Below are 26,807 nucleotides of genomic sequence, written 5' to 3' on the forward strand. Positions count from 1 at the left end.
AGAAATGTTTGCTGATGAAATAATTTTTTAGTTTGACTTCTCTATCGGTCTGTCATAAATTAATTGGAACGATCGTTCCTGTTAGATATGTTTTATGCGAACCAAAGAATTTGAAACTGATGAAATTGCTGATGCTGCAATGCAGGTTTTTTGGCGTCGCGGTTATGCTGCAACTTCAGTTCAAGACTTAGTTGACGGTACGGGACTATCTAGAAGTAGCCTTTACAGCACCTTTCAAAACAAACAGGGTCTTTATCAAAAAGCGTTACAGCGTTATGAACTTTTAAAAACACTTAACAATGTGAAGCTGTTGTCTGGTTCAGGTTCGCCGAAAGCCCTTATTCGACAATTACTAATAAATGTGGTTGAAGATGAGCTGAATGATTCAGAGCACAAAGGCTGCCTCGTTGCAAATGCTTGTTTGGAACTGGCTGGGCATGATGAAGATGTCTCTCAATTCGTTGCAAGTAACCTACAGAAACTTCAACATGCTTTAGAGAGTTTATTAATTAAAGCTCAACAATCTGGTGAAATTTCTTCTACCCAAAACCCACGTGCATTAGCAAGTTTCTTTCTAAACACCATGCAAGGTTTACGTGTTCTAGGGAAAGGCAGCCCACTTGAACAAAGAAAGCAATGTTTAATGGATGTGGTCGAGGTTGCTTTAAACGTTTTATAAAACTCATTTAAACCTTAACTATGGTTGAGCTGAATAGTTAAGGTTTTTATTTAACTTAAATTGGAATGATCATTCCAAAATAATGATTTTAGTTCACATGGAGAACAAATGCTTTTCCATCCTAACCTGATAAAACAAGCATATAGCGATGCAGAGCAGAGTAAGTACGCTTTAAAAGAATTTGAGAGTAAAGCTTTATGAATACTAAGAGTAATGAAACATCTCATCAGTTAACTGATGAATTCTCTACTCAATTACCAATTTGGAAACTGTTGGCTTTTACAGTTGCAGGCTTTCTGACCATCATGACAGAAACCATGCCAGCAGGGCTTTTGCCCCAAATCAGTCAAGGCTTACATATTTCAGAAGCTTATGCAGGGCAGCTTATAGCAGTGTATGCCTTAGGTTCTGTTTTAGCGGCAATACCGCTGATTAGCCTTACCCGTAGTTGGAATCGGAGACCCTTATTACTCAGTGCTATTGCAGGGTTACTTGTATTTAACGCGATTACTGCCTTATCAAATGACTATATGCTGACTTTGATTGCTCGTTTTATTGCAGGGATGGCAGCGGGTGTTATTTGGGGGCTTTTAGCGGGTTATGTAAGACGCATGGTCTCTGCATCGTATCAAGGACGAGCTTTAGCAATCGCTGGAGTTGGGCAACCGATAGCTTTATCAATAGGGGTGCCTTTGGGTGCGTGGTTGGGAACATTGTTTGAATGGCGTGGTGGGTTTTGGATCATGTCTTTATTGGCATTGATTTTATTTGTCTGGATTCGTTTTAGTATTCCTGATTTTGCAGGGCAGTCAGCACAGAAAAGGTTGCCCATTTTAAAAGTTCTTTTAATGCCGGGCATTAGAGCTGTTTTAGCAGTTGTTTTCCTTTGGATATTGGCGCATAGCATTCTCTATACTTATATTTCACCATTTTTGGCTTCGACAGGGCAGACATACAAAGTTGAGACTATCCTGTTTATATTCGGCATTTCTTCAATTGTCGGCATTCTCATTACAGGCATGTTTATCGATCGTTCATTAAGAAAAATAACGCTTTTAAGCTTATTGATCTTTGCTATCGCAACAGCGCTTTTGGGTGTTTATAGTTCTTCAAGTTTTGTTGTACTGGCGGGTGTTGTGTTATGGGGAGTTACTTTTGGTGGGGCTCCAACATTATTACAAACAGCTTTGGCAAATACTGCGGGACACGAAGCAGATGTAGCGCAGTCTATGTTGGTCACGGTATTTAACTTTGCTATCGCATTTGGTGGAATGATTGGTGGAGGACTGCTTGAAAGTTTTGGGGCAGCTTCTTTTCCGTGGTTTATGCTGGCTTTTGCCCTGACTGGGTTATTTGCTGTTTACCATGCTCGGAAACATGGTTTTATTTCTTCATAAAAGACTTTTGCCCTTCATGACTAAAAATGAAGGGTAATTTACTTTTTATAGTTTGATGCACTTTTGTCAAAAACAGTTAATGCTTTGGTAAAATAAACCGAAAAATACAAATAAAGTGGAATTTAAATATAACTAATTATGGGTAAATGGGAATAAATTCTTTTAAATTTGTCTAATGACGTAAAAATTCCCAAAAATATTAAAAATTCGCTTTTCTTAGAAAAACAATCCCGCAGGGTGCTGGCTAAACTATATCTCAAGGGTGTGATAGGGATCGAAAAGAGTAGCATGCACCAAAACGTATAACGTTAGTGTGTACTCACCCAAAAGGTCTCGATTCGGCTTAGGACGCTATAGATCAAAAGTTTATAGGCACAAGGTTATAACTTACAAAGTTATGATTGTTGAAGTAAACCATAGATGTTTTCCCTTGACACCCTAAAAAATTCTCTATAATAAAAACGATACTTTACAAGAATATAATTTAATGAATAAGCCTTATCTTTCTGCTTTACCTAGCGATAGCCAAATCTCATCTCAATTGAACAATGCTTACTTCCACGACTCGTGGAGTATTGTGCTGGGTCAACCCGACCTAAATGTATTTCAGCAACTTATTAAACTGTTCCATCACACTCCAGAGTGGGTCGAGTGGAGCATGAATATGCGTAATAAAATTACTTCCAAGATTGGACTTAAAGATTTAGGAAGTTTTAAGCAAATTGATTCGAATAAAAAAGAAAATGAGTATGTTGCAGGCGACCGAATTGGAATTTTTACCTTACGGCAACGTACCGAAAATGAGTTAGTCATTGGGGACGATGACAAGCATTTAAATGTGACTTTATCTGTTTATAAGAATGAGAAGACTCAAGTACTCACCATAACTACAGTGGTACATATTAAAAATTGGCTGGGAAGACTCTACATGATGCCGGTGATTCCTGCACATCGAAAAATAGTGCCAGCAACTTTACAAATATTGGGTTAAAGCATTATTTTTATTTACGATGTTGTCGCCTGAAATCATTTATATAATATGCTTATTATTATAATTGCGAGCTGAATAAGATGGAGAATAAAAACCAGTGTCGCCAATGCGCCGTATGCGGAAAGAATTTCCCGTTAAAAGAGCTGGTCTCGGGTGAAGTCATTCGGAATGTGATTAGTGATGAAATTATAAAAGATCATCCAGATTGGAATTACTCAAGTTTTATTTGTCGAGCCGATTTGGCAGATTATCGAATTAAATACGTTCAATCACTTTTACGTTCCGAAAAGGGCGAACTTTCTAATTTAGAAAATGAAGTGATTGGCAGTATGCAACGCCATGAACTAATTAGCCGAAATACCGAATCTGACTTCGATCAAAAGTGGACGTTTGGGGAAAAACTGGCAGATAAGATCGCGACATTTGGTGGTAGTTGGGCTTTCCTGATTTGCTTTGCTATTTTCTTAACGGCTTGGATTATTTTAAATACCGTTGTGATGGTGACACGTCCAGTCGACCCTTATCCTTTTATTTTACTTAATCTGGTTTTGTCATGCTTAGCTGCAATTCAGGCACCTATTATTATGATGAGCCAAAACCGTCAAGAAGCCAAAGACCGTTTGCGTTCTCAACATGACTATCAAATTAATTTAAAAGCGGAACTTGAGATACGTCATTTGCATGAAAAAATGGATCATCTTTTATCGCATCAGTGGGAAAGGCTTGCACACATTCAAGAAATTCAGCTCGATCTTTTAGCTGAAATGAATAAAAAACGATAAAGCTTTTCTGAGTTTCACGTGGAACATGATGAGAGCTTATAGATTGCTTTGCGGTAGGTCTGAAATTTCTTTATGATTTGCCGCCATGCTCCCTTGCTGTTTCTACGACCATGCCTTTAAACGACAATTTTGTTTACGCTCCACCACAAGATCCGCTTTCAATTTTATTTGAAGATGACGATTTAATTGTGGTCGATAAGCCTGCGGGATTGTTGTCAGTCATGGGGCGTTTACCTGAGCATCATGACAGTGCTTATTTAAGGGTGCTGGAAAAGTTCCCTTTGGCTAAAGTGACGCATCGTTTAGATATGGCGACGTCGGGCTTACTTATGTTTGCCAAGCACCGTGATGCAGAAGTTGCGGTAAGTAAAATGTTTCAGGCTAGAACAGTCAAAAAACATTATATTGCTTTGGTGCAAGGCCAAGTCGCACAAGAGGGTAGTGTTGAAGTTCCGCTCATTACTGACTGGGAAAATCGCCCAAGACAAATTGTACATTTTGAATTAGGTAAACATGCTAAAACCTTGTTTCAGCCTCTCACCTATGATGAAAACAATGATCAAACTCGCGTGTTGCTTGAACCAGTCACAGGGCGTTCGCACCAGCTACGTGTGCACATGATGCATATTGGCCATCCGATTATGGGCGACAAGCTGTATCACCCTGAGCCTAAACGTTTTCATTTAAACCGTATGGCTTTACATGCTGCCTATCTGGCTTTTCAGCATCCATTGAAAGGAACAGATGTGGTTATTGAATCGCAAGTGCCGTTTTAAAATTTACATACAATTAAAAATTCAATTTGATGCAATTGGGAACGGAATATATACCCAAACTGCAATAAAAGTCGGGTATTCTAAGTCCGAATAATACAAATTAGAGCAACAACAAGGACAATCTAATGAACCGCGATTACGAACAATTTCCAGATGACGATAACGGCAATGTACTTTGGCAAATGGTTGAAGATGGGGATGACTTAACCGAGCTGCATGAAATTGAATTTTCAATTGCTTTTCAAGATCAAAAAAATGCAGAGCAATGTGCACTTTACTTACTTTACCAAGAACAAAAAGTTTCACTTTTCCAAGATGACTCTGTTGAGCCAAACGAATGGGTAATTACCATCTTCGTAAACATGGAACCTGAGTATTCAGATATCGTTGATTTGGAACAATGGTTTGCCAGCATCGCTGAAAAATTTCAGGGTGAATATGACGGATGGGGCTGTATGGCCTATGTCTTTGAAGAAGAAACTGAAGAAGACGACCTCTTACAATAAGGTCTAAAAAGAGTAGGAGATAATCATGAACTTATCTCAAAAACAAATTGCGGTACGGTTTTTAGAACTTGCCGCAGCAGGCGAAGTTGATGAAGCCTATAGCAATTACACTGCGCCTAACTTCAAGCATCACAATCCTTATTATGCGGGTGATGCAACTTCGTTGAAGGAAGGAATGCGTGAAAGCGCGGCTGAAAATCCTAACAAAGTCTTTGATGTTCAACATGTCATTGAAGATGGGACTTTGGTCGTCGTGCATTCAAAACTTGAAATGCAAATGAACGACAAACCTACCATTTTGGCTGTGGTTCATATTTGCCGTTTTGAAAATGGAAAAATTGCTGAGCTTTGGGATATCGGACAAATGCAGCCTGAACCGCTTGTGAATGTAAATGGCATGTTCTAATAAAAAAGCCCGAAATAATTCGGGCTTTTTTATTTTATAGATGAATTAAAACTTCCACTGTGCCGAAATTGAAGCATTCAATGGTTCACCCGGTTGAATCCATAAATCGCTATAGCTTGAGACATAGTAGGTTTTATCAAATAGGTTGTTTACGTTCAGTTGATAGCGTAAACGGTCAGATGGAGCATAGTAAGCATTTAAGTTTACGAGGGTATAGCTCGGTAAATTAAAGCCATTATCAAGGTTATGTCCACTGCGTTCACCCACATAGGTAAGGTTGGCACCTACACCTGCTTTTGTTGAGCCTTCTTGTAGAAACTCATAATTGGTACTTACAGCACCTTGGTGTTTTGGCACATTGCTCAGACGGGCACCTTTTGGCAAGTCCTGGTCTTTTTCAATTTGAGCATCGGTATAGCTATAGTTGGCATTGACGAACCAACGGTCAGTGATTTGGCTATTTAAGTCAAACTCAATTCCTTTACTACTCACTTCGCCTGCTGCGGTTTGAAAGTTACTGTCGATCGGATCGGTTGTGAGTACATTTCGTTTTTTCATTTTAAACAAAGCGAGACTCAGCACACTTTGGTCATTCAATTTATATTTGGTGCCGACCTCATAGCTTTCGCCTTTTTCAGGGGCAAAAGTCTGACCATTTCGGTTCATACCACTATTCATGGCAAATGAGCGGCCATAGTTGCTATAAAACGCCCATTGCTCAGAGGCTTTAAAATTTACTCCGAAACGCGGACTATTTTGATGAAGTATCTGGTTGCTTTCAGTCTGCGTCAGATGATTTTTAAAGTCTTGCTCGACCTGATCAAAACGGTTACCAAATAGCACACTCCATTGATCATTAAAGAAGATCTGGTCTTGAATATTGAGTGCAAAGTAACGCTGCTGTTCTTTGGTGTTGGTAAACGGTGCTAGGTTTGGTAAATATTTGCCATATTCAGGTTGGTAAATATCAATTGTGTTAGGCATGCCAGCACTGTGATTACGACGAAGCTGGTTTTGTTTATAGTCGAGTTGACCAAGCTCGGTTGAAAGTAAAATTTCATGGCGCGCCCACGAAGTATCAACCTTGCCAAGTAACTCTGTCTGAGCTAGAACATCTTGACTTGTATAATCACGATAGCGACGTTGACGCTCTAAAGTACGGCCATCGGCTTGCATACGACGAGGTTCGGTTGCAAAGCCGACCATTTTGGCATCTTTATAACTGACTGCACTATTTAGCTTCCAGTCAGGGTTAAATTCGTGACTAAGACGTAATTGGTAAAAGTAATCTTTTATTTTCAAATCGCCGTCGTCAGGTTCACCTGTAAAGGTTTTCGGGTCCATCACAAACTCATGATTGACTGTACTTACACCACGGTCAAAGGTTCCTTTGTGCTCTGTAAATTCACTGTCAAAGTCGAGTTGTGTTTGGTCTGAAATTTTCCATGTGAGCTGCGGTGAAAAGAACCAGCGTTCACTACTGACATGATCACGGAAGCTTTGATTATCTTCATGAGCCACTGCTACACGATAAGCCAGTTCATCGTTAATAGGGGCAGTGTGTTCCAGACTAATTCGATATTGTTCTTGGGTATTGGCACGTAGGTTAACTTCACTTTCGCTTTCCCACTGTGGTTTTTTACTGTTGAGGTTCAGCAAACCACCTGTTTCGCCGCGGCCATATAAAGCTGCCATTGGCCCTTTTAAAAACTCTAAAGATTCAATATTTACGACATCTTTTGGCGCATTAATCCCTCGGTTGACACTCAAACCGTTACGGATCATAGATGCACCTAAATTGGGATCAGTACTAAAACCACGGAAAGAGTAGTTATCCCAAAAGCCGCCACCAAAACTGTTTTGATGAAAAAACCCGCTCACCAAGCTTAATGCGTCATCAATCCGTTGAACGTCTTGTTGTTCTATCATTTGTTTTGAAACATAAGCACGATTAAAAGGAACATCTAAAACATCGTGAGTAAATTTAGTCGCCGAGCTATTTTGGCTCACACCTTCTTGGGTGCTTTCAGCCTGAACGCGTATGGTCTCAAGTACCGTTGACGTTTCTTCTGCCCAAGTGAATGTCGATATAAATGATAGACCCAACGAAGACAACAATCCTAATTTGTGTTGCATAAATAATCAGCCATGAAAGACAAAAGAACTATAATGTAATAGTATAACGTTACATTATTTTATTGATTACCGCTATGTCTTTAGAAAAGAATATTGAACGTTTACAGTCGATTGATGCATTGCGTGGTTTGGTGATCATCATTATGTTGCTCGACCATGTAAGAGAAACTTTCTATTTACATAAACAGGTTACCGATCCAATGGACGTAACAGTAACAGAACCAGCATTATTTGGCAGTCGATTATTGGCACATATTTGCGCTCCGGTTTTTGTACTTTTAACCGGTATTTCTGCATTTTTATTTCAATCAAAAAAACAGGACTTACAACAAACACGTGCGTTTCTATTAAAACGCGGCTTATTTTTAATTGTGTTAGAGCTTACCCTGGTGAATTTTGCATGGACAGCAACTTTTCCGCCTGAAGTCATTTATTTACAGGTGATTTGGGCGATAGGTATTAGCATGGTGGTGCTAGCGTGCTGTGTAAGTTTGCCTTTGCCAGTTCTTGCTGGTGTAGCGTTGGTCATTATTTTTGGGCACAACTTATTAGATTCTGTGCATTTCTCACAAGGCATCCTACAGAATATATGGTTCGTTTTACATGAACGTGGCTGGCTTGAGTTTGCAGGTATTAAGCTACGTACAAGTTACCCTGTTTTACCTTGGATTGGGGTAATTTTATTAGGCTACGTTTTAGGTCAGTTCTTTAGTTCAAAATATACAGCAAAGCAAAGAGGCCGTGCTTTACTCAGCCTTGGTTTAGCAAGTATTGGGCTATTTGTTTTATTGCGTTTAATCAACGTCTATGGTGACCAGCCGTGGCAGCATTTTGAGTCATTACAACTGACGTTAATGAGCTTTTTTAATCTCACCAAGTATCCGCCATCTTTACTGTTTATTTTGCTGAATGTTGGAATTGGCTTGCTTGTGCTCGTTGCTTTTGAACGTATGCAGCAATATTCATTTCTAAAACCATTGGTCGTGTTTGGCTCGGTGCCGATGTTCTTTTATTTACTGCATTTATATGTGCTGAAACTGATGTATTTGTTGGCACTCAGTGTGTGGGGAGCTAACTACGGAAACTATTTGTCGGTCAGCCATGTGTGGATGCTGTGGTTAATCACAATTGTGCTGTCTTTTGCACTCTATCCAGCAGTTAAATGGTTCTCTAAGTTCAAGCACCAAAACAAGCATATTTCGATTTTAAAATATTTCTAATTTTCAAAACTTGAGTAAAGCGAGTTCAATAATGCTCGCTTTATTTACTCACATCTAAATATAAAGTTTCTTTGACTTCTTCCATGACCACATAACTATGTGAAGATGCCGAAGCAGGAAGTTTCTTTAATAGATCTCCCAATAAGCGGCGGTATGCGCTCATTTCTTTTAAGCGCGCTTTTACAAGATAGTCAAATTCACCTGAAATAAGGTGACATTCGAGCACTTCAGGAATCTCAACTAAGTCTCTAGCCACTTGGTCGAATACATCGCCTGATTTGGCAGATAACTTAATTTCTAAAAAGACAAGCAGGTTACGATCTACGTAGGCGGGGTTTAGCCGTGCGTAATAACCCATGATAATGCCATCGCGTTCTAGGCGTTTTACACGCTCTGAACAAGGGGTGGTAGAGAGGTTGACTCTCGATGCCAATTCACTAATCGCAATTCGTCCTTCACGCTGCAAAATGTCCAGAATCATGCGATCTATACGATCTAAGGGGCGCATAGATATTTCCTCTTTTTTTAAAATTCTCGCGAGAAAAACATAAATTTACCTAGATTATACCCTGAAAAACAGTGAAATAAACTATTGAAGCAGAAATATACTAGTGAAATAAACTGGTGTGCGTGAGGGAATGGAAATGCGCGTAATTGTATTAGGTAGCGGCGTTATTGGAGTGGCAAGTGCCTATTATCTAGCTCAACAAGGAGCTGAGGTCACTGTTCTTGATCGCCAGTCAGGTCCTGCTGAAGAGACAAGTTTTGGTAACGCAGGTCAAATTTCGCCTGGGTATTCGACCCCTTGGGCAGCACCAGGAATCCCTTTTAAAGCTGTGAAATGGATGTTCCAACATCACGCACCGCTTGCGATTAATTTAGATGGCAGCATGTGGCAGTTACAGTGGATGGCGCAAATGCTAAAAAACTGTAATCCGCAAAGTTATGCTGTGAACAAAGAACGTATGATGCGCGTGGCTGAATACAGCCGTGACTGCTTACGTGAACTTAGAAAAGACACAGGCATTCACTACGAAAACCGCGCTAAAGGTACGTTGCAGTTATTCCGTAAAGAAGCACAAATGGAAGCGGTTCAACGCGACATTAGCGTGCTTGAAGAGTGCGGCGTAAGCTACGAATTATTAAATGGCAACGAACTTGGTCGTGTAGAACCGGCTTTGGCTAATGCACAAGATAAACTGGTTGGTGGTTTACACTTACCAAATGACGAAACAGGTGACTGTTATTTATTTACCAATGCTTTAGCTCAAATTGCTAAAGAGCTAGGTGTTAACTTCCAGTTCAATCAGAACGTAGAAAAATTGATTGTTGAAGGCGATCAAATTAAGGGCGTTTTGGTCAATGGTAAAGTTTTAACTGCAGATCGTTATGTCCTAGCGTTTGGTAGCTATTCACGTGATTTCTTGAAACCACTTGATCTACAGTTGCCTGTATATCCTGTGAAAGGTTACTCGTTGACGATTCCTATTGTTGACCCTGCTTTTGCTCCGCAATCTACAGTGCTTGATGAAACCTACAAGATTGCGATTACGCGTTTTGATCAACGTATTCGCGTAGGTGGTATGGCTGAGTTAAGTGGTTTCAATTTAGGTCTGAACGAAGACCGCCGTGCAACCTTGCAAATGGTTACTCAGGACTTGTTCCCGGGCGGTGATATGGCACAGGCATCTTTCTGGACTGGTCTACGTCCGATGACACCAGACAGTACTCCAATTATTGGCGCGACTCGCTTTAAAAATCTGTTCTTGAATACAGGTCACGGTACTTTAGGTTGGACCATGGCATGTGGTTCAGGAAAATTAATCAGTGACATCGTATTGAATCATAAGACTGAAATCAGTACCGATGGCCTTTCAATTCAGCGTTATTCACACGCGCATGCTGCATAACGGACGTTAGGAAAGTAATCATGCCTCGTCCTATTACCGCAGTAATCCACCGTCAAGCCTTACAAAATAACTTGGCGGTGGTACGCAAGGCTATGCCAAATAGTAAGGTCTTTGCCGTTGTAAAAGCCAATGCTTATGGACACGGAATTGAACGTGTTTATGAAGCATTTAAAGCAGCAGATGGCTTTGCCTTACTTGATCTTGATGAAGCAAAACGCATTCGTGCTTTAGGTTGGACAGGTCCAATTTTGTTGCTCGAAGGAGTTTTTTCTCCTCAAGACTTATTTGATTGTGTGCAGTATCAGCTTAGTTTCACCATTCATAGTGAAGCGCAAATTGAGTGGGTAGAAAAGCATCCTTATTCGGCCCAATTTGATGTTTTCTTGAAAATGAACAGTGGAATGAACCGTCTTGGTTTTAAACCACAACACTATGTTCAGGCTTGGGAACGTTTAAATAACTTGGCAAATGTGTCCAAGATTACGCACATGACGCATTTTTCAGATGCAGATGCTGATCGTTTCGGCCAGCAAGGCATTGATTATCAAATCACTGCCTTTGAAGAAATTGTTAAGGACTTACCGGGTGAAAGATCGGTAAGTAATAGCGCGGCAATTCTGCGCTATCAAGACCAGCTCAAATCAGATTATGCCCGTAGCGGCATCATGCTCTATGGCAGCTCGCCAGATTACCCGACGCATAGTATTGCGGATTGGGGCTTACAACCGACCATGAGCTTACGCAGCGAAATTATTGCCGTTCAGCATTTAGAACCAAATGAAAGCGTAGGTTATGGCTCAAACTTTGTCGCAGAGCAGCCCATGACGATTGGGATTGTGGCTTGCGGCTATGCCGATGGTTATCAGCGTATTTCACCAACAGGTACGCCTGTTTTAGTGGACTCTGTCCGCACTCGTACAATTGGCCGCGTCAGCATGGATATGTTGGCAGTCGATTTAACGGGCATTGAGAGTGCCAAAGTCGGCAGTGAAGTCGTGCTTTGGGGCCAATCAAGTACAGGCGTTGTTTTACCTATTGATGATGTTGCAGTTTCATCCGGTACGGTGGGTTATGAACTGATGTGTGCCGTCACCGCCCGTGTTCAATTTATTAATCAGGTATAAGGAAATCCGAATGTCTAATTCAGATATACAAAAGATTAACACTAACGAAGTCATGAGCGCCGTGACTGTTTTTAACAAAGTGGTTTATCTGTCAGGTCAGGTACCTAAAAATACCGAGCAAGACGTGGCAGGCCAAACTCGTGAAATTCTTGCCACAATTGATGAACTTTTGGCATTAGCCAATACCGACAAATCTCGTTTGCTCTCTGCACAGCTCTATTTAAAAAATCTTTCTGACTTTTCAACCGTAAATGCAATTTGGGTTGATTGGTTAAAAGGGTGTGTTGCGCCATCGCGTGCCACAATTCAGGCCGATTTGGTTAATCCAAATTGGTTAATTGAAATTGCCGTGATGGCAGCACAAAAGTAATTCGTTTTTACTCCAAAAATGATGATGTATCTAACAGAAGGAAGATAGATACGGTTTATCCAGTCATTTTTTGGTGAACAGATTCAGTGACCTATGGCATACGGTTCGATTTTCGCCATAGGTTGCTGATCTTAACAAAGGAATTCAAAAAGGAATTTTAATATGACAACGGCTCGTCATCCAGATACGGAAAATTCTCCTGATCATCTGCAACGAAAACTGTCTAACCGTCATTTACAACTGATTGCTATTGGCGGTGCAATTGGAACTGGCCTATTTATGGGTTCAGGTAAAACCATCTCCCTCGCAGGCCCTTCAATTCTCTTTATTTATATGATTATTGGAGGCATGTTCTTTTTCTTAATGCGTGCAATGGGTGAGTTACTCCTTGCAAATCTGCACTACAAATCTTTTGTTGATATGGCTCATGACCTGATTGGTCCTTGGGCCGGTTACTATTTGGGCTGGACCTATTGGTTAGGTTGGGTGCTGGTGGGTATTGCGGACCTTTCAGCAGTCATTAACTATTTGAGCTTCTGGTTGCCCGATGGTGCAAGTTTTTCCCCAATACAGCAGGCCATGCTTAGTGCTGGCTGTGTATTATTTGTGATGGGACTTAACCTCCTAACAGTACGCCTATTTGGTGAAATTGAATTCTGGTTTGCACTTATTAAGATTCTGGCGATTATTGGCCTGATCGGAGTGGGTGGCTACATGATTTTCAGTCATTTCCAAGCTCCACAGGGCGCTATTGCAAGTATGAGTAACGTTTGGTCACATGGCGGTTTATTCCCGAAAGGTACAGAAGGCTTCTTGGCAGGATTCCAAATTGCTGTATTTGCTTTTGTCGGGGTTGAACTGGTAGGTACAACAGCTGCTGAAACCAAAGACCCAGAAAAGAACCTACCGAAAGCAATTAATGCGATTCCGGTACGTATTATCCTGTTCTATGTATTGGCACTCTTTATTGTGATGTCAGTAACCCCGTGGGATCACATTCGTGCAGATAAAAGCCCGTTTGTTGAGTTATTCTTAAATGCGGGTATTCCAGTTTCTGCCATCATCATGAACTTGGTGGTGCTGTCTTCAGTGATGTCATCAATGAACAGCGGTGTGTTTTCAACCAGTCGTATGTTGTTTGGTCTATCGAAAGATGGTCAGGCACCGGGTGCATTTGGTCGTTTATCAAAACGCGCAGTTCCTTCAAATGGTTTAATTTTTTCTTGTACTTTTATTATGGGCGGAGCAGTGCTTCAGTACTTTGTTCCAAACACCATGGAGGCATTTACGTTAGCAAGTTCACTCTGTGTGATTCTATTCATTAGTGTTTGGAGTCTCATTATGGTGTGCTATTTACGCTATCGTAAATTACGTCCTGAATTACATGAAAAATCGACTTTCAAAATGCCGGGTGGCATCTGGATGAGCTATGTTGTCTTAGCATTTATGCTTTTCACTTTAGTTATTTTGGCGCTAGAGCCAGATACTTTAAAAGCTTTGTATGTCAGCCCAGTATGGTTGATCATTTTAGGTGTTACCTATCATATGTTGTACAAACCACGCATGAAAAAGCTAGGACGTGAACTCGTTAACGATCATTAAGTTTTATTAAAAAGCCAATCGAACATGATTGGCTTTTTTTATTTTCTTTCTATTTTTTATCGGAATAATGTTGTTTATTTTTGAATCACTAGTGCAGTTTGGAGGGGGGAGGGAAAGCGACATCAAGCATTATCGCATGCTACACTTCGGCTCATCTGGTGAATCGAGATTGGATAATTAAAATTGCCGTGAAGGCAGTACATAAATAATGCAATTTAAAAAAACAGGGATAAAGATAGTTCAATTAAGGAAAAAATATACTTGAACATATTGTCCCGATGTATAGACTCAGCAACCCATGATATACGGTTCATTTTCTCCCTATATGTTGCTGATTGAAATTAAGCAAATATAAAAAGGACTTCTAATATGACAATGGTTCATCATCCCGATGAGGCAAGCTCCCCTGATCATTTACAACGGAAATTAAATAATCGCCATCTACAAATGATTGCTATTGGCGGTGCAATTGGAACCGGCCTATTTATGGGCTCGGGCAAAACCATCTCCCTCGCAGGTCCTTCAATCCTCGTTATCTACATGATAATTGGTGGTATGTTCTTTTTTCTGATGCGTGCATTGGGTGAACTACTGCTTGCCAACTTACATTACAAATCATTTGTTGATATGGCATATGATTTGATTGGACCATGGGCTGGCTATTATATAGGTTGGACCTATTGGTTAGGCTGGGTACTGGTCGGTATTGCTGATTTGTCTGCGGTCATTAACTATTTAAGTTTCTGGTTGCCCGAAGGCGCCAGTTTTTCACCAATGCAACAGGCCATGATCAGTACAGGCTGTGTACTATTCATTTTAGGGCTTAACCTTCTTACGGTGAAGTTGTTTGGTGAAGTTGAATTTTGGTTCGCACTCATTAAGATTTTGGCCATTATTGGCCTGATTGGAGTCGGTGGCTACATGCTCCTTACTCATTTTCAAGCTCCGCATGGTGAGGTTGTAAGTATCAGTAATGTCTGGTCGCATGGTGGCATATTTCCAAAAGGCGTAAGCGGATTTTTGGCAGGTTTCCAGATTGCCGTGTTTGCCTTTATTGGCGTCGAATTGATTGGTACAACAGCCGCTGAAACCAAAGATCCAGAGAAAAATCTGCCTAAGGCAATTAACGCGATTCCTGTACGTATTATTCTATTCTATGTGTTGGCACTCTTTGTGGTGATGTCAGTAACACCTTGGGATCACATTCGTGCAGATAAAAGCCCATTTGTTGAGTTGTTCTTAAATGCGGGTATTCCTGTTTCAGCCATCATCATGAACTTGGTCGTACTGTCTTCAGTGATGTCTTCAATGAACAGCGGTGTGTTTTCAACCAGTCGTATGCTGTTCGGTTTATCGAAAGATGGTCAGGCGCCAAGTGCATTGGGGCGTTTATCAAAACGTGCCGTACCTTCAAATGGTTTAATCTTTTCATGTATTTTCATTATGGGTGGAGCAGTGCTTCAGTACTTTGTTCCAAACACCATGGAAGCATTTACTTTGGCAAGTTCACTCTGTGTGATTCTCTTTATTAGTGTATGGCTTCTGATCATGGCATGCTATTTACGTTACCGTAAGTTGAGTCCAGAGTTACATGCTAAATCGACCTTTAAAATGCCGGGCGGAGTGTTGATGGCTTATGTTGTCATTGCATTCTTCTTGTTTACTTTAGTGATTTTGGCACTAGAGCCAGATACATTGAAAGCACTCTACGTTAGCCCAGTATGGTTAGTGGTTTTAAGCGTAACTTACTATGCGTTCTATAAGCCGCGTATGAAAAAACTAGGCCGTGAAGTCTTTTAATTATCCTTTCTCGATTTACCAAAAAAGCCAATCATGATTGATTGGCTTTTTTATTGAGGTGTCTAATCGACCAGTAGGTGCTGATATTTATCGGCTTGTTTACGCAAATAATCCCAGACCAGTTTAATGCGCGGTTCATGCTGTAAATCAACAAAGGTCAGCATCCAGAAGGTATGAGTAAAGCGAACTTGCTGCTCTAATACCTCTTCGAGTTCAGGTTTATCGTCTGCTAGAAACTTGGGCAAAATCGCAAGCCCTGCACCCGCACTGACCGCAATTTGCTGGGCCAAAATACTGCTGCTACGGAAGTTAGCATTGAGCTTTAAAGGTAACCGCTCTAAACAGTACAGCTCGGGGCTATACACCAGATCATCAATATAGTTTACAAAGCGATGCTGGGTTAAATCTTCTAGACGTCGAATAGGAGGGTTTTGCGCTAGATAGTTTTGGCTGCCATAAATTTTTAAGCAGTAGTCTGATAACCGCGTAATGATATAAGGCCCAGAGGTTGGGCGTTCAATCGATACCACAATGTCCGCTTCACGGTGTGAGAGCTTAATCATTTTTGGTACTGGAATTAGATCGATGGTCAGCAGTGGATACTGAATTGAGAACTCAGCCAGTAAGCGTGCTAAAAATGCAGTTCCAAAGCCCTCAGGTGTGCCAATTCGCACACGACCTTGCAAAGGTTGATGTGGTTTTTCAATTTGTAAGAAGGCTTGTTCCATTTGCTCAACTCGAGGAACAAGTGCCATCCCTTCGAGTGTCAACTCATAACCAGTCGCTTCACGCTTAAACAACGTTGTACCCAAAGCAAGTTCTAGTGCCTGAATCCGTCTAGCTACTGTACTGTGCTCGACACCAATAATCCGCGCAGCGTTGGTCAGCGTTTTAGTCCGAGCTAAAACCAGAAAAAAATGTAGATGATCCCAATCCACTTTCATTTTTGTTGTCATCCTTGTGCATATTTGCACAACAATCGTGCATGAATTTCCGTTGGTGGTCAAAGCTTTCTTTGTTAGTCTCAAATGAAACCTGAATAAAGAAAATACATAGATCAGTATTTTCTAATAACTGAACACAATAAAAATATGACCTACGGAGAGGTTATGAACACAATCCAGAAAATCGAATTGGACACCGCTAAATTACTTATTAACGGACAGTTTATCGAATCTAAAACACAAGAATGGCAAGACATTGTTAACCCTGCAACTCAGGAAGTGATTGGCCGCGTGCCTTTTGCAACGGTTGAAGAAGTCGACGCTGCTATTCAGGCTGCACAAGATGCTTTTGCTTCTTGGCGTCAGACCCCAATTCAGGCACGTATGCGCATCATGCTTAAGTTGCAAGACTTAATTCGTGCCAACATGAAAGAAATTGCACAAGTACTAACGGCGGAACAGGGTAAAACCTTGGCAGACGCTGAAGGCGATATTCAACGTGGTTTAGAAGTCGTTGAACATGCGTGTTCGGTCGGCACTTTGCAAATGGGTGAATATGTTGAAGGTGTAGCACGTGGCGTAGACACTTACACATTGCAGCAACCTTTGGGTGTCTGTGCGGGTATTACGCCGTTTAACTTTCCTGCCATGATTCCACTTTGGATGTTCCCAATGGCAATCGTGTGTGGCAATACCTTCGTTTTAAAACCATCAGAACAAGACCCGTTATCAACCATGATGCTGGTTGAACTTGCCATTCAAGCAGGTATTCCAGCGGGTGTACTCAACGTTGTGCATGGCGGCAAAGAAGTGGTTGATCGTTTGTGCACACATAAAGACATTAAAGCGATTTCATTTGTGGGCTCAACAGCGGTTGGAACACATGTTTATAACCTTGCAGGACAACATGGTAAACGCGTGCAGTCGATGATGGGCGCAAAAAACCATGTAGTGGTCATGCCTGATGCTAATAAAGAACAAACCTTAAATGCCTTGGTCGGTGCAGCGTTCGGTGCAGCAGGGCAACGCTGTATGGCATTGTCTGTCGCAGTCATGGTGGGTGAAAGTAAACAGTGGATTCAAGAGTTAGTCGAAAAAGCGAAAACCTTAAAAGTAAACGCAGGCCATGAGCCAAATACTGACATTGGCCCAGTCATTTCAAAACGTGCTAAAGCGCGTGTAATTGACTTGATTAATAGCGGTGTTGAGCAAGGGGCAGAGTTGTTACTCGATGGCCGTGATGTTCAAGTTCAAGGCTATGAATCGGGCAACTTTGTAGGTGCAACGATTTTTAGCGGCGTAAATACCGACATGCGTATTTATAAAGAAGAAATCTTTGGCCCGGTACTTTCAATTATTTGTGTAGATACACTCGATGAAGCGATTGCTTTGATTAATGCCAACCCATTTGGTAATGGTGTAGGCCTATTCACACAAAGCGGTGCCATTGCACGTACTTTCCAAAACCTGATTGATATTGGTCAAGTGGGTATCAACATTCCAATTCCTGTACCAGTGCCTTTCTTTAGTTTTACGGGTTCAAGAGGTTCAAAACTTGGTGACTTGGGGCCATACGGCAAACAGGCTGTCCAGTTTTATACTCAAACTAAAACTATTACCAGTCGCTGGTTTGAAGATAGCCATGAAGTTGGCGGTGTAAATACAACCATTAGTTTACGTTAAGGGGATTACGGATGAATATCGCCTTTATCGGTCTAGGCAATATGGGCGGCAGAATGGCCCATAACCTACTTAAAGCCGGAATCAAAGTTTACGGTTATGACCTCAGTGAAGTTGCTATTCAGCACTTCGCCGAGGCAGGTGGCGTAGTTTGCGACAGCCCACAGGCAGCAGCAAAACAAGCTGATGTAGTCATTACCATGTTGCCTGCAGCAAAGCATGTGAAAGAAGTTTACTTGGGTGAAAATGGTGTTTTAGAGGTGCTAAAAGCAGGTAGCTTATGCATTGATAGCAGTACTATTGACCCGCAAACCATTAAAGACATTGCCGCTGTTGCACAGAGTAAAAATATTAAAATCTGTGATGCGCCAGTTTCAGGTGGAACCATTGGTGCTCAGGCGGGGACCTTAACCTTTATGGTGGGTGCCGATGATCAAACCTTTAACGATGTAAAACCTGTACTCAGCCACATGGGCAAAAATATTGTTCACTGTGGTGATGTGGGTGCAGGTCAAATTGCCAAAATTTGTAATAACCTGATTTTAGGTATTTCAATGGCTGCAGTGGCAGAAGGCATGGCGTTGGGGGTGAAACTCGGCATTGACCCACAAGCATTGGCGGGGGTAATTAATACTTCGAGTGGTCGTTGCTGGAGTTCGGATGTATGTAACCCATGGCCGCATATTAATGAAAACGCGCCAGCATCTCGGGGCTATCAAGACGGCTTTGCGACTCAGCTGATGCTAAAAGATTTAGGACTCGCTGTAGAGGCTGCGGGCCAAGTCAAACAGCCAGTGGTATTAGGTGGCATGGTGCAACAGCTCTATCAGCAAATGTGCATGCGCGGTAATGCCAATCTCGATTTTTCGAGCATTATTCAGCAATACCTACCACAAGAGGCATAACGGTAAAGCCAAAGGATGGCTTTAAACCAATAAATCAAACCCTGTCGTGAATAACAACAAATCCGGACTGAGGGAAAAGATATGATGGATTATCAAAATGCTGTACAGGCTTTCGATTTGGAAAGTACTGCAAAACAGATGTTGTCAGGTTCACTCAATGCACTGAACGCATGTTACGAATGTTGTGATCGACATGCAGATGGCGACAAAATCGCGCTGTACTGGCAAGGAAAAGATGGGCGTAAAGAGCAATATACCTTCCGTGAATTAAAAGAATGGTCGAGTCAGTTCGCTAACTTTTTAAAAGCACAAGGTGTGAAAACTGGTGACCGTATTTCAGGATTATTACCAAGAACACCTGAACTGATCGTGACTATTTTGGCAGCTTGGCGAATTGGTGCAGTCTATCAACCGCTATTCACAGCATTTGGTCCAAAAGCAATTGAGCACCGTATTCAGCTTGCACAAAGTAAGCTGGTGGTGACCGATATGGGCAACCGTAGCAAGCTTGATGAAATTGAAAAGTGCCCTGCAATTATGACGGTGGCCGACGCACAAGGTACTCCGCTCAAAGCAGGTGATTTTAATTTCTGGAATGAAGTGAAGCAGCAGTCCGATCAATGTGATCTAGTCATGCGTAGCATTCAAGATCCTTTCTTGCTCATGTTTACTTCAGGCACTACAGGGCCAGCGAAACCATTGGAAGTGCCATTAAAAGCACTGATTGCCTTTGGTCGATATATGCAAGATGCCATTGGTTTAACCGAAGAGGACTCGTTTTGGAATATTGCCGATCCGGGTTGGGCGTATGGTTTGTACTATGCGATTACTGGGCCATTATTCTTGGGCCACGCTACTTTGTTTTATGAAGGTGGGTTCAGCACAGATAGCTTATGCCAAATTGTGAAAGATTATAAAGTTAACAACTTGGCAGGTGCACCAACGGCTTACCGCATGATGATGGCGGCTGATCCAGCACAAATGGCGCCGTTAAAAGGGCAGTTCCGTGTCGTGAGCAGTGCAGGTGAACCGCTGAATCCAGAAGTAATTCGCTGGTTTAAACAAATGCTTGATGCTCCGATTTATGACCATTACGGACAAACCGAAGTCGGCATGGTGGTGTGTAATCACCATGGTTTAAAACATGAAATTCATGCTGGTTCAGCAGGTTTCCCAAGCCCGGGCTACCGTGTTGCGATTGTCAATGAACAGGGTGAAGAGCTTCCGCCAGACACACCAGGAATTTTAGCAGTCGATATTAGCCAATCTCCAATGATGTGGTTTGGTGGCTATAAAGAAAGCCGTAAATCGCCTTTTGTTGGTCATTACTACTTAACGGGCGATACTGCAGAACTTCATGCCGATGGCAGCATGAGCTTTGTAGGCCGTAGCGATGATGTGATCACCACATCGGGCTATCGGATTGGACCTTTTGATGTAGAAAGTGCCTTACTTGAACATGATGCAGTGGTTGAGGCCGCAGTGATTGGTGTGCCTGACCCAGACCGTACCGAAGTGGTTAAGGCTTTTGTGATTTTATCCGCGACTACTCAACCATCAGAAACACTTGCTGAAGAACTCAGCCAGTTTGTTAAAAGACGACTTTCTGCTCATGCTTACCCACGATTAGTTGAATTTGTGAGTGAATTACCTAAAACTCCAAGTGGCAAAATTCAGCGCTTTTTATTGCGTAATCAAGAAATTGCTAAACAACAAGCTAAAGCAGGGTAAAGGAAATAATAATGCAATTTACCGAAGAACAATTACTTATCCGTGACATGGCGAAAAGTTTCGCCCAAGAACAAATTAAACCTTATGCCAGTGATTGGGATCGGGACGGGACTTTTCCGAAAGAAACCTTGGCTCAAATGGGACAACTCGGTTTTATGGGTATGCTTGTTTCAGAGCAATGGGGCGGTTCAGATACAGGTAACTTAGCCTATGTACTAGCACTCGAAGAAGTTGCGGCAGCAGATGGCGCAACTTCGACTATCATGAGTGTACATAACTCGGTTGGTTGTGTGCCTATTTTAAAATTTGGTACCGATGAGCAAAAAGAGCGCTTTTTAAAACCTCTGGCACAAGGTGAAATGATCGGTGCTTTTGCCCTAACTGAGCCGCATACAGGTTCAGATGCGGCAGCTATTAAAACCCGAGCTGTCAAAGATGGCGATGATTACATCTTAAATGGTGCCAAGCAGTTTATTACCTCGGGTGATAATGCGGGTGTCATTATTGTATTTGCCGTGACCGATCCGAGCGCGGGTAAAAAGGGCATTAGTGCATTTTTAGTCCCACGTGAAACGCTGGGTTATGAAGTAATTCGTGTTGAAGAAAAACTCGGTCTGCATGCGTCAGATACCTGCCAGATTGCCCTGACAGATGTGCGCATCCATAAAAGCCTTATGCTGGGTAAAGAAGGTGAGGGCTTGAAAATCGCTCTTGCCAATTTAGAAGGTGGACGTATTGGTATTGCTGCACAAGCAGTCGGTTTAGCACGTGCGGCGCTCGAAGAGGCGACTCGTTATGCCAAAGAGCGTATTACTTTTGGAAAACCAATTTTTGAGCATCAAACCATCGCATTTCGTCTTGCTAGCATGGCAACTGAAATTGAAGCAGCGAGACAACTGGTTCACTATGCTGCACGCTTAAAAGAAGCAGGTCAACCATGTCTCAATGAAGCTTCAATGGCCAAGTTATTTGCTTCAGAAATGACGGAGCGTGTGTGTTCGAGTGCACTACAAGTGTTTGGTGGCTATGGCTATCTCAGAGACTTCCCAATTGAACGTATCTATCGTGATGCCCGTATTTGCCAAATTTACGAAGGCACGAGTGATATCCAGCGTTTAGTCATCGCACGTAGTCTATAAAATCAGAACAAGGAATAAGTAATGCAGTGGCAAAGTATTTTATTAGAAAAGCGTAATGGGGTTGGACTGATTACATTAAATCGCCCTCAAGCGCTCAATGCTTTAAACAGCGAATTAATTAGTGAAATTAATCAGGCATTAGATCAGCTCGAAAAAGACCGCGAAATCGGATGTATGGTATTGGCAGGTTCTGAAAAGGCTTTTGCCGCAGGTGCCGACATTAAAGAAATGGCTGATTTAGCATTTCCTGATATTTATTTTGATGACTTTTTCCATCTTGCAGATCGTATTGCGCAGCGCCGTAAACCTCTAATTGCAGCGGTGAGTGGCTATGCATTAGGTGGTGGCTGTGAATTGGCGCTCATGTGTGACTTTATCTATTGTGGTGACAACGCCAAGTTTGGTTTGCCTGAAGTCACCTTAGGTGTAATTCCGGGTATTGGTGGTACACAACGCTTAACTCATGCTATTGGTAAAGCCAAAGCAATGGAAATGTGTTTTACCGCTCGTCAAATGGGTGCTGTAGAAGCAGAGCAAAGTGGTTTAGTCGCACGTGTGTTTAGCAAAGAAGAATTACTTGAACAAACCTTGCAAGCCGCTGAAAAAATTGCGGCACGATCTTTAACTGCAAACATCATGCTTAAAGAAACCATTAACCGAGCTTTTGAAGTAAACCTTACTGAAGGCTTGCGTTTTGAAAGACGTATGTTCCATTCAATATTTGCAACATTTGACCAAAAAGAAGGAATGCAGGCGTTCGTTGAAAAACGAAAACCAAATTTTAAAAATCAATAAGAGATCAATAAAATGAATACAGAAAATCACTTAATGATTGAGCAACAAGGTAAGTTGGGCATTATTACCTTAGACCGTGTGACTCATCTTAATGCATTGTCGCTAGATATGATTAAAAGTATTGGTGCCCAATTGGAACTGTGGCGAAATGATGCTGCTGTTCAGGCAGTATTAATTAAGTCAAATAGCCCAAAAGCCTTCTGTGCAGGTGGCGATATTCGCTATCTCTACGACAGTTATAAAAATGGCACAGCCGACTACAAAGGCTACTTTAGTGCCGAATATAAAATGCTAGATATACTGCGTGAATATGCAAAGCCAGTCATCGTCTTGCTTGATGGCTATGTTTTAGGTGGCGGATTTGGCTTGGCTCAAGCTTGTCACATTGTGGTAAGCAGTGAAAAGTCCAGATTTGCTATGCCTGAAACAGCGATTGGCTTTTTCCCAGACGTTGGCGCAACGCATTTCCTGTCTCGCCTTGATGATATTGGCGTTTATATGGCAATTACGGGCGAGCAGATCAGCAGTAGCGATGCGCTTTACCTCGATTTAATTGACTACCATGTGCCAAGTGAGCAGTTACAAGCTTTACAAGATGCTCTTGTTGAGGCGCCGAGTTTAACTAAAGAGGGAATTGAACACATTATTACCCGATTTATTACTCATCCTGCTGAAAGTGAATTAAAACAATTAGCGGAAGGTATCCGTAAACACTTCGGATATCAGCATTTAGATGAAATCGAACAAAGCCTTGAAAATGAACAAGATGAAAGCTTAAAAACTTGGGCAAGCAAGATGCTCAGTATTTTGCAGCAGCGTTCATTTATTGCTAAACAAACTAGTCTGAAATTGCAACATTTAGGTCGTGGGCTTTCGTTACAGCAGTGTATGCAGCTTGAGCGCGATTTACAGGATATCTGGTTTGAGCATGGGGACTTTATTGAGGGTGTTCGCGCACTCATCGTCGATAAAGACAAACAGCCACAGTGGCAAGAACGTAATCCGGAGTTGGAACAAATTTTAGAAAAACTGAGCTAAACCGAATTACAACAATATAAAAAGCTTAAGGAGATAAAGCGAGGCCTGAACATGCTTATGGTCAGGAGTGGTCATAAGCATAAAAAAGACAAAACAAGAAAATCTAAAAAGGATATTACGATGCAAACAATACATGGAAACGGTTCACATTCTAAAAAGTCGTCACATCGATTAGCAGGCATCTCTAGCATGGTCGGTACCACCATTGAGTGGTATGACTTTTTTGTTTATGGTGCGGCGGCGGCACTGATTTTTAATAAATTATTTTTCCCTAATCTGGACCCACTTACAGGTGTACTTGCGGCATTTGCAACCTATGCCGTTGGGTTTATTGGGCGGCCCTTAGGTGGCTTAGTCTTTGGTCACTTTGGTGACAAGATTGGCCGTAAATCGATGTTACTACTGACCTTGATGCTCATGGGGATCCCAACCGTACTGATTGGCTTATTACCTACTTATGAATCAATTGGTTATTGGGCTGCAATTGGTCTGGTCATCTTGCGATTTATTCAAGGGATGGCAATGGGTGGTGAGTGGGGCGGCGCTGTGCTTATGGCCGTTGAACATGCACCCGAAGGTGGTAAAGGTTTTTGGGGAAGCTTACCTCAAGCCAGTACCGGTGGCGGTTTAATGCTAGCCTCAATTGCATTAGGGCTGGTGTCGTTATTACCTGAACAAGCACTGTTTAGCTGGGGGTGGCGTTTACCATTTCTTGCCAGCATTATTTTACTAGCAGTAGGTTGGTACATTCGGGTGAAAGTACCAGAGTCACCAGATTTTGAAAAAGTAAAACAGCAGTCCGAAGAAGTCAAAGTTCCTGCCTTACAAGTTTTTAAAAACCATCCAAAGCAACTCATCACTATTATTTTGGCGCGTGCTGCCGAAAACGCATGGTTCTATATTGCCTCAACCTTTACATTGGCTTATACCACTGCGCAACTTGGTATCGCACGCCAAGACATTTTGTTTGCTACCATTTGCGGTGCAATAGTCATTCTATTTATGACACCATTATGTGGACATTTGTCAGATAAAGTGGGTCAACGCAATATGTTCATGTTTGGTTTATGCATATTGGCACTTTACTGCTATCCATTTTTCACCATGCTCAACACAAAAGATCCGGTACTCGTCTGGACAGCAATTGTGTTAGCAATTGGCGTGGTTTTCCCGATTATGTATGCACCACAAGCTCAGCTTTTCGCCCGTCAATTTCCTGCGGAAATTCGCTACAGCGGAATCTCTATTTCGGTACAGTTGGCTGGTGTATTAGGCGGTGGTTTAGCACCGATGATTGCCACTAAACTGCTTAGTGTTGGGCAAGGTAATCCATATTTAATTATGCTTTATATTGGAAGTATGGCTATCGTTGCCATTATATCGACCTCCTTTATGCCGCGTGACTGGACGACTAAAACGGATGAGGATTATCATAAAAAAGTAAACTTAAATTTAAAAACCAAGACTGATTGATAAGCGTTATTTTTGTCTTGGTGGTATGTATATTTCTTGGTTATAGAAAAATAGGTTAACTCATGCTAAAGCAGCAAGAGTTAACCTTTAAACAATTACACATCAATTAAACATGCAAACATCGAATATCCATCAATCGTCATTGGTGGGCCTGCACGATGGGCACGAAAACCCGCAGCACGTAATAAACGCTCTACACCAAGAGGAGAGGTCGTAATAAGTTGTTTGGCCCCTTGTTCTCTTGCAAAGTTAATAGCTTCTTGCAGAATTGCAATAGAAACTGGCGATGACACTGCTTGACTTGCTGTGGTAGGTGGATTCGAGAAATCTACAGCAGAGAATCTTGAGAGCTCCCAAATTTCTGGTGAGCAGGGAATAGGCATTCCATTGAGTAATTGAGGAAATATTTCACCCAATAAATAGGGCTGAGTCGTGGGTAATAGTCTGGCACAGCCAATAATATTGGATTCTCTATCTTGAGCAACCACATAAGCTGTATCGATTTTATCAAATTGATCTAGTTCTTCATTATGTGGGCAGTTTAACTCCCATCCCAAATGTTCAACAAATACCCTGTAACGGTAACTTTTAAATTTGGTATATAAGCCTTCTGAAAAATTGTTTTGAAATCCAGCAATAATGTTCATTACAAGTGCTTCCACTTATTTTTGATGTGACTTTACTGAACAGCTGGGAAGGCGGTAACTGTAAAAATTTACAGGTTTCTAAGAGAAATTCAGACTTAATTTAGACTTTGTTAATGTTGCATTGATTTGAGCATAAATGAACTGTTCCCAAAACAGAGTATCTATTTTTCTTTCAATCAGTGTTTCAGTAACATCAAATCCAATATCTGTACCAGACACATCAACAATCATAATATTGCTTCTGGGTAGGCCAATTCGTTTTAAGCTAGCAAAACCATTTTGCTCTACGAACTCCCAGTCCCATCCGGTACTTAAAGCTGGGGTCTTTAATGTGGCCCATTCAGTAAAACCATAATAGATAATTTGAGACTCTTTAATGTGTGTAGACTCAATAATAGATATGACGTGTTGGAAAGGATAATTCATAAGCTGGTTTTCATTCATGCGAATAAAACCATCTGTTGAGATTGGAAAATGAGGGGGGATGCTGGCCATGCTACCTGTTCAAGCAACCTGAATTAGGAATCTATTGATAAATAACATAAATTATTGCCAATTAAATACTGTTATGTTTAACAGGTTAGATATAATTTGATACCTTACACCGTTAAGCTTTTCTTATTAGAGACTTGTTTAAGTATTAAGGTTTGCTTATGTAAAATTGAAAATTTTGTAGCTTTAATATGAAAATTACTTTTAAAAAATGCTCCATAGGCTTAGTTTGTTATAAATTTTGTAAATAGCATCTATTCTCAT

25 protein-coding genes are annotated in these 26,807 nt (G+C 41.5%); 20 read left to right on the forward strand and 5 right to left on the reverse strand.

Annotated elements, in window-relative coordinates; translation table 11 throughout:
* The first annotated feature begins 94 nt into the window (after window positions 1-94).
* The 7 genes from ACH63V_RS08660 to ACH63V_RS08690 all read left to right on the forward strand — a co-directional run bounded on the left by ACH63V_RS08660 (window position 95) and on the right by ACH63V_RS08690 (window position 5,537).
* Window positions 95-679: a TetR/AcrR family transcriptional regulator gene (locus ACH63V_RS08660; protein ID WP_022574348.1), complete on the forward strand. Its 585-nt coding sequence runs from the start codon at window positions 95-97 to the stop codon at window positions 677-679.
* 197 nt (window positions 680-876) lie between these two features.
* Window positions 877-2,076, forward strand: a complete 1,200-nt coding sequence (locus tag ACH63V_RS08665) for an MFS transporter (RefSeq protein WP_396463258.1) — start codon at window positions 877-879, stop codon at window positions 2,074-2,076.
* A gap of 487 nt (window positions 2,077-2,563) precedes the next feature.
* Entirely contained in the window at window positions 2,564-3,067 is a 504-nt protein-coding gene (locus tag ACH63V_RS08670) for a DUF2867 domain-containing protein (protein WP_335864217.1), read from the forward strand.
* 80 nt (window positions 3,068-3,147) lie between these two features.
* On the forward strand, window positions 3,148-3,849 hold the full coding sequence (locus ACH63V_RS08675) for a DUF1003 domain-containing protein (protein WP_396463259.1): 702 nt from the start codon (window positions 3,148-3,150) through the stop codon (window positions 3,847-3,849).
* 110 nt (window positions 3,850-3,959) lie between these two features.
* Complete coding sequence (locus ACH63V_RS08680) at window positions 3,960-4,625, forward strand: RluA family pseudouridine synthase (protein WP_396463260.1); 666 nt, start codon at window positions 3,960-3,962, stop codon at window positions 4,623-4,625.
* A 125-nt stretch (window positions 4,626-4,750) separates the two neighbouring features.
* The gene (locus ACH63V_RS08685; RefSeq protein WP_006581242.1) at window positions 4,751-5,131 is read left to right on the forward strand and encodes a ribonuclease E inhibitor RraB; all 381 of its coding nucleotides are present in this window, start codon (window positions 4,751-4,753) and stop codon (window positions 5,129-5,131) included.
* Between the two features lie 25 nt (window positions 5,132-5,156).
* The gene (locus tag ACH63V_RS08690; RefSeq protein WP_396463261.1) at window positions 5,157-5,537 is read left to right on the forward strand and encodes a nuclear transport factor 2 family protein; all 381 of its coding nucleotides are present in this window, start codon (window positions 5,157-5,159) and stop codon (window positions 5,535-5,537) included.
* A gap of 45 nt (window positions 5,538-5,582) precedes the next feature.
* Here ACH63V_RS08690 and ACH63V_RS08695 read toward each other — a convergent pair whose 3' ends face one another.
* On the reverse strand, window positions 5,583-7,673 hold the full coding sequence (locus ACH63V_RS08695) for a TonB-dependent receptor (RefSeq protein ID WP_396463262.1): 2,091 nt from the start codon (window positions 7,671-7,673) through the stop codon (window positions 5,583-5,585).
* A 74-nt stretch (window positions 7,674-7,747) separates the two neighbouring features.
* On the opposite strand from ACH63V_RS08695, the gene ACH63V_RS08700 reads away from it, so the two are divergent.
* On the forward strand, window positions 7,748-8,893 hold the full coding sequence (locus tag ACH63V_RS08700) for a DUF1624 domain-containing protein (RefSeq protein WP_396463263.1): 1,146 nt from the start codon (window positions 7,748-7,750) through the stop codon (window positions 8,891-8,893).
* A 40-nt stretch (window positions 8,894-8,933) separates the two neighbouring features.
* Here the strand turns inward: ACH63V_RS08700 and ACH63V_RS08705 are convergent, their stop codons facing one another.
* Window positions 8,934-9,401: an Lrp/AsnC ligand binding domain-containing protein gene (locus ACH63V_RS08705; RefSeq protein WP_001247568.1), complete on the reverse strand. Its 468-nt coding sequence runs from the start codon at window positions 9,399-9,401 to the stop codon at window positions 8,934-8,936.
* Between the two features lie 136 nt (window positions 9,402-9,537).
* Between ACH63V_RS08705 and ACH63V_RS08710 the strand changes: the two genes are divergently transcribed.
* The 5 genes from ACH63V_RS08710 to ACH63V_RS08730 all read left to right on the forward strand — a co-directional run bounded on the left by ACH63V_RS08710 (window position 9,538) and on the right by ACH63V_RS08730 (window position 15,699).
* Complete coding sequence (locus ACH63V_RS08710; RefSeq protein WP_396463264.1) at window positions 9,538-10,803, forward strand: D-amino acid dehydrogenase; 1,266 nt, start codon at window positions 9,538-9,540, stop codon at window positions 10,801-10,803.
* 20 nt (window positions 10,804-10,823) lie between these two features.
* A complete protein-coding gene (gene alr, locus ACH63V_RS08715; protein WP_396463265.1) occupies window positions 10,824-11,927 on the forward strand; it encodes an alanine racemase in 1,104 nt (367 codons plus the stop codon).
* A gap of 10 nt (window positions 11,928-11,937) precedes the next feature.
* Window positions 11,938-12,297 carry a RidA family protein gene (locus ACH63V_RS08720; RefSeq protein WP_396463266.1) on the forward strand — a complete coding sequence of 120 codons (360 nt, stop codon included), beginning with the start codon at window positions 11,938-11,940 and terminating at the stop codon, window positions 12,295-12,297.
* A gap of 162 nt (window positions 12,298-12,459) precedes the next feature.
* A complete protein-coding gene (locus tag ACH63V_RS08725) occupies window positions 12,460-13,899 on the forward strand; it encodes an amino acid permease (protein WP_396463267.1) in 1,440 nt (479 codons plus the stop codon).
* Between the two features lie 375 nt (window positions 13,900-14,274).
* Window positions 14,275-15,699 (forward strand): amino acid permease, encoded by a 1,425-nt coding sequence (locus tag ACH63V_RS08730; protein ID WP_396463278.1) that lies wholly within the window; start codon window positions 14,275-14,277, stop codon window positions 15,697-15,699.
* 62 nt (window positions 15,700-15,761) lie between these two features.
* Here the strand turns inward: ACH63V_RS08730 and ACH63V_RS08735 are convergent, their stop codons facing one another.
* Window positions 15,762-16,643, reverse strand: a complete 882-nt coding sequence (locus ACH63V_RS08735) for a LysR family transcriptional regulator (RefSeq protein WP_396463268.1) — start codon at window positions 16,641-16,643, stop codon at window positions 15,762-15,764.
* Window positions 16,644-16,808: 165 nt separating this feature from the next.
* On the opposite strand from ACH63V_RS08735, the gene ACH63V_RS08740 reads away from it, so the two are divergent.
* The 7 genes from ACH63V_RS08740 (at window position 16,809) to ACH63V_RS08770 (ending at window position 25,404) form a co-directional block, all read left to right on the forward strand.
* On the forward strand, window positions 16,809-18,326 hold the full coding sequence (locus ACH63V_RS08740) for a CoA-acylating methylmalonate-semialdehyde dehydrogenase (RefSeq protein ID WP_396463269.1): 1,518 nt from the start codon (window positions 16,809-16,811) through the stop codon (window positions 18,324-18,326).
* Between the two features lie 11 nt (window positions 18,327-18,337).
* A complete protein-coding gene (gene mmsB, locus ACH63V_RS08745; protein ID WP_396463270.1) occupies window positions 18,338-19,228 on the forward strand; it encodes a 3-hydroxyisobutyrate dehydrogenase in 891 nt (296 codons plus the stop codon).
* Window positions 19,229-19,309: 81 nt separating this feature from the next.
* Complete coding sequence (locus tag ACH63V_RS08750) at window positions 19,310-20,959, forward strand: AMP-binding protein (protein WP_396463271.1); 1,650 nt, start codon at window positions 19,310-19,312, stop codon at window positions 20,957-20,959.
* 11 nt (window positions 20,960-20,970) lie between these two features.
* A complete protein-coding gene (locus tag ACH63V_RS08755) occupies window positions 20,971-22,098 on the forward strand; it encodes an acyl-CoA dehydrogenase family protein (protein ID WP_396463272.1) in 1,128 nt (375 codons plus the stop codon).
* A 21-nt stretch (window positions 22,099-22,119) separates the two neighbouring features.
* Window positions 22,120-22,893, forward strand: coding sequence for an enoyl-CoA hydratase (locus ACH63V_RS08760; RefSeq protein WP_396463273.1), 774 nt, complete (start codon window positions 22,120-22,122; stop codon window positions 22,891-22,893).
* Between the two features lie 12 nt (window positions 22,894-22,905).
* Entirely contained in the window at window positions 22,906-23,931 is a 1,026-nt protein-coding gene (locus ACH63V_RS08765) for an enoyl-CoA hydratase/isomerase family protein (protein ID WP_396463274.1), read from the forward strand.
* Window positions 23,932-24,051: 120 nt separating this feature from the next.
* A complete protein-coding gene (locus ACH63V_RS08770; RefSeq protein WP_396463275.1) occupies window positions 24,052-25,404 on the forward strand; it encodes an MFS transporter in 1,353 nt (450 codons plus the stop codon).
* Window positions 25,405-25,499: 95 nt separating this feature from the next.
* Here ACH63V_RS08770 and abaI read toward each other — a convergent pair whose 3' ends face one another.
* Window positions 25,500-26,066 carry an acyl-homoserine-lactone synthase AbaI gene (gene abaI / locus ACH63V_RS08775; RefSeq protein ID WP_396463276.1) on the reverse strand — a complete coding sequence of 189 codons (567 nt, stop codon included), beginning with the start codon at window positions 26,064-26,066 and terminating at the stop codon, window positions 25,500-25,502.
* Window positions 26,067-26,129: 63 nt separating this feature from the next.
* Window positions 26,130-26,546, reverse strand: coding sequence for a DUF4902 domain-containing protein (locus ACH63V_RS08780; protein ID WP_396463277.1), 417 nt, complete (start codon window positions 26,544-26,546; stop codon window positions 26,130-26,132).
* Window positions 26,547-26,807: the final 261 nt, after the last annotated feature.

Origin of the sequence: Acinetobacter sp. ABJ-A23_2 (assembly GCF_044538765.1) — a bacterium.
Taxonomy (GTDB): domain Bacteria; phylum Pseudomonadota; class Gammaproteobacteria; order Pseudomonadales; family Moraxellaceae; genus Acinetobacter; species Acinetobacter nosocomialis_A.

Coding starts and splice junctions, on each gene's coding strand:
- ACH63V_RS08670 (WP_335864217.1), top strand. CDS start 2,564: ATGAATAAGCCTTATCTTTCTGCTTTACCTAGCGATAGCCAAATCTCA.
- ACH63V_RS08740 (WP_396463269.1), top strand. CDS start 16,809: ATGAACACAATCCAGAAAATCGAATTGGACACCGCTAAATTACTTATT.
- ACH63V_RS08700 (WP_396463263.1), top strand. CDS start 7,748: ATGTCTTTAGAAAAGAATATTGAACGTTTACAGTCGATTGATGCATTG.
- alr (WP_396463265.1), top strand. CDS start 10,824: ATGCCTCGTCCTATTACCGCAGTAATCCACCGTCAAGCCTTACAAAAT.
- ACH63V_RS08660 (WP_022574348.1), top strand. CDS start 95: ATGCGAACCAAAGAATTTGAAACTGATGAAATTGCTGATGCTGCAATG.
- ACH63V_RS08720 (WP_396463266.1), top strand. CDS start 11,938: ATGTCTAATTCAGATATACAAAAGATTAACACTAACGAAGTCATGAGC.
- ACH63V_RS08705 (WP_001247568.1), bottom strand. CDS start 9,401: ATGCGCCCCTTAGATCGTATAGATCGCATGATTCTGGACATTTTGCAG.
- ACH63V_RS08685 (WP_006581242.1), top strand. CDS start 4,751: ATGAACCGCGATTACGAACAATTTCCAGATGACGATAACGGCAATGTA.
- ACH63V_RS08750 (WP_396463271.1), top strand. CDS start 19,310: ATGATGGATTATCAAAATGCTGTACAGGCTTTCGATTTGGAAAGTACT.
- ACH63V_RS08760 (WP_396463273.1), top strand. CDS start 22,120: ATGCAGTGGCAAAGTATTTTATTAGAAAAGCGTAATGGGGTTGGACTG.
- ACH63V_RS08710 (WP_396463264.1), top strand. CDS start 9,538: ATGCGCGTAATTGTATTAGGTAGCGGCGTTATTGGAGTGGCAAGTGCC.
- ACH63V_RS08680 (WP_396463260.1), top strand. CDS start 3,960: ATGCCTTTAAACGACAATTTTGTTTACGCTCCACCACAAGATCCGCTT.
- ACH63V_RS08665 (WP_396463258.1), top strand. CDS start 877: ATGAATACTAAGAGTAATGAAACATCTCATCAGTTAACTGATGAATTC.
- ACH63V_RS08730 (WP_396463278.1), top strand. CDS start 14,275: ATGGTTCATCATCCCGATGAGGCAAGCTCCCCTGATCATTTACAACGG.
- ACH63V_RS08690 (WP_396463261.1), top strand. CDS start 5,157: ATGAACTTATCTCAAAAACAAATTGCGGTACGGTTTTTAGAACTTGCC.
- ACH63V_RS08770 (WP_396463275.1), top strand. CDS start 24,052: ATGCAAACAATACATGGAAACGGTTCACATTCTAAAAAGTCGTCACAT.
- ACH63V_RS08755 (WP_396463272.1), top strand. CDS start 20,971: ATGCAATTTACCGAAGAACAATTACTTATCCGTGACATGGCGAAAAGT.
- mmsB (WP_396463270.1), top strand. CDS start 18,338: ATGAATATCGCCTTTATCGGTCTAGGCAATATGGGCGGCAGAATGGCC.
- ACH63V_RS08675 (WP_396463259.1), top strand. CDS start 3,148: ATGGAGAATAAAAACCAGTGTCGCCAATGCGCCGTATGCGGAAAGAAT.
- ACH63V_RS08735 (WP_396463268.1), bottom strand. CDS start 16,643: ATGAAAGTGGATTGGGATCATCTACATTTTTTTCTGGTTTTAGCTCGG.
- ACH63V_RS08725 (WP_396463267.1), top strand. CDS start 12,460: ATGACAACGGCTCGTCATCCAGATACGGAAAATTCTCCTGATCATCTG.
- ACH63V_RS08695 (WP_396463262.1), bottom strand. CDS start 7,673: ATGCAACACAAATTAGGATTGTTGTCTTCGTTGGGTCTATCATTTATA.
- ACH63V_RS08780 (WP_396463277.1), bottom strand. CDS start 26,546: ATGGCCAGCATCCCCCCTCATTTTCCAATCTCAACAGATGGTTTTATT.
- ACH63V_RS08765 (WP_396463274.1), top strand. CDS start 22,906: ATGAATACAGAAAATCACTTAATGATTGAGCAACAAGGTAAGTTGGGC.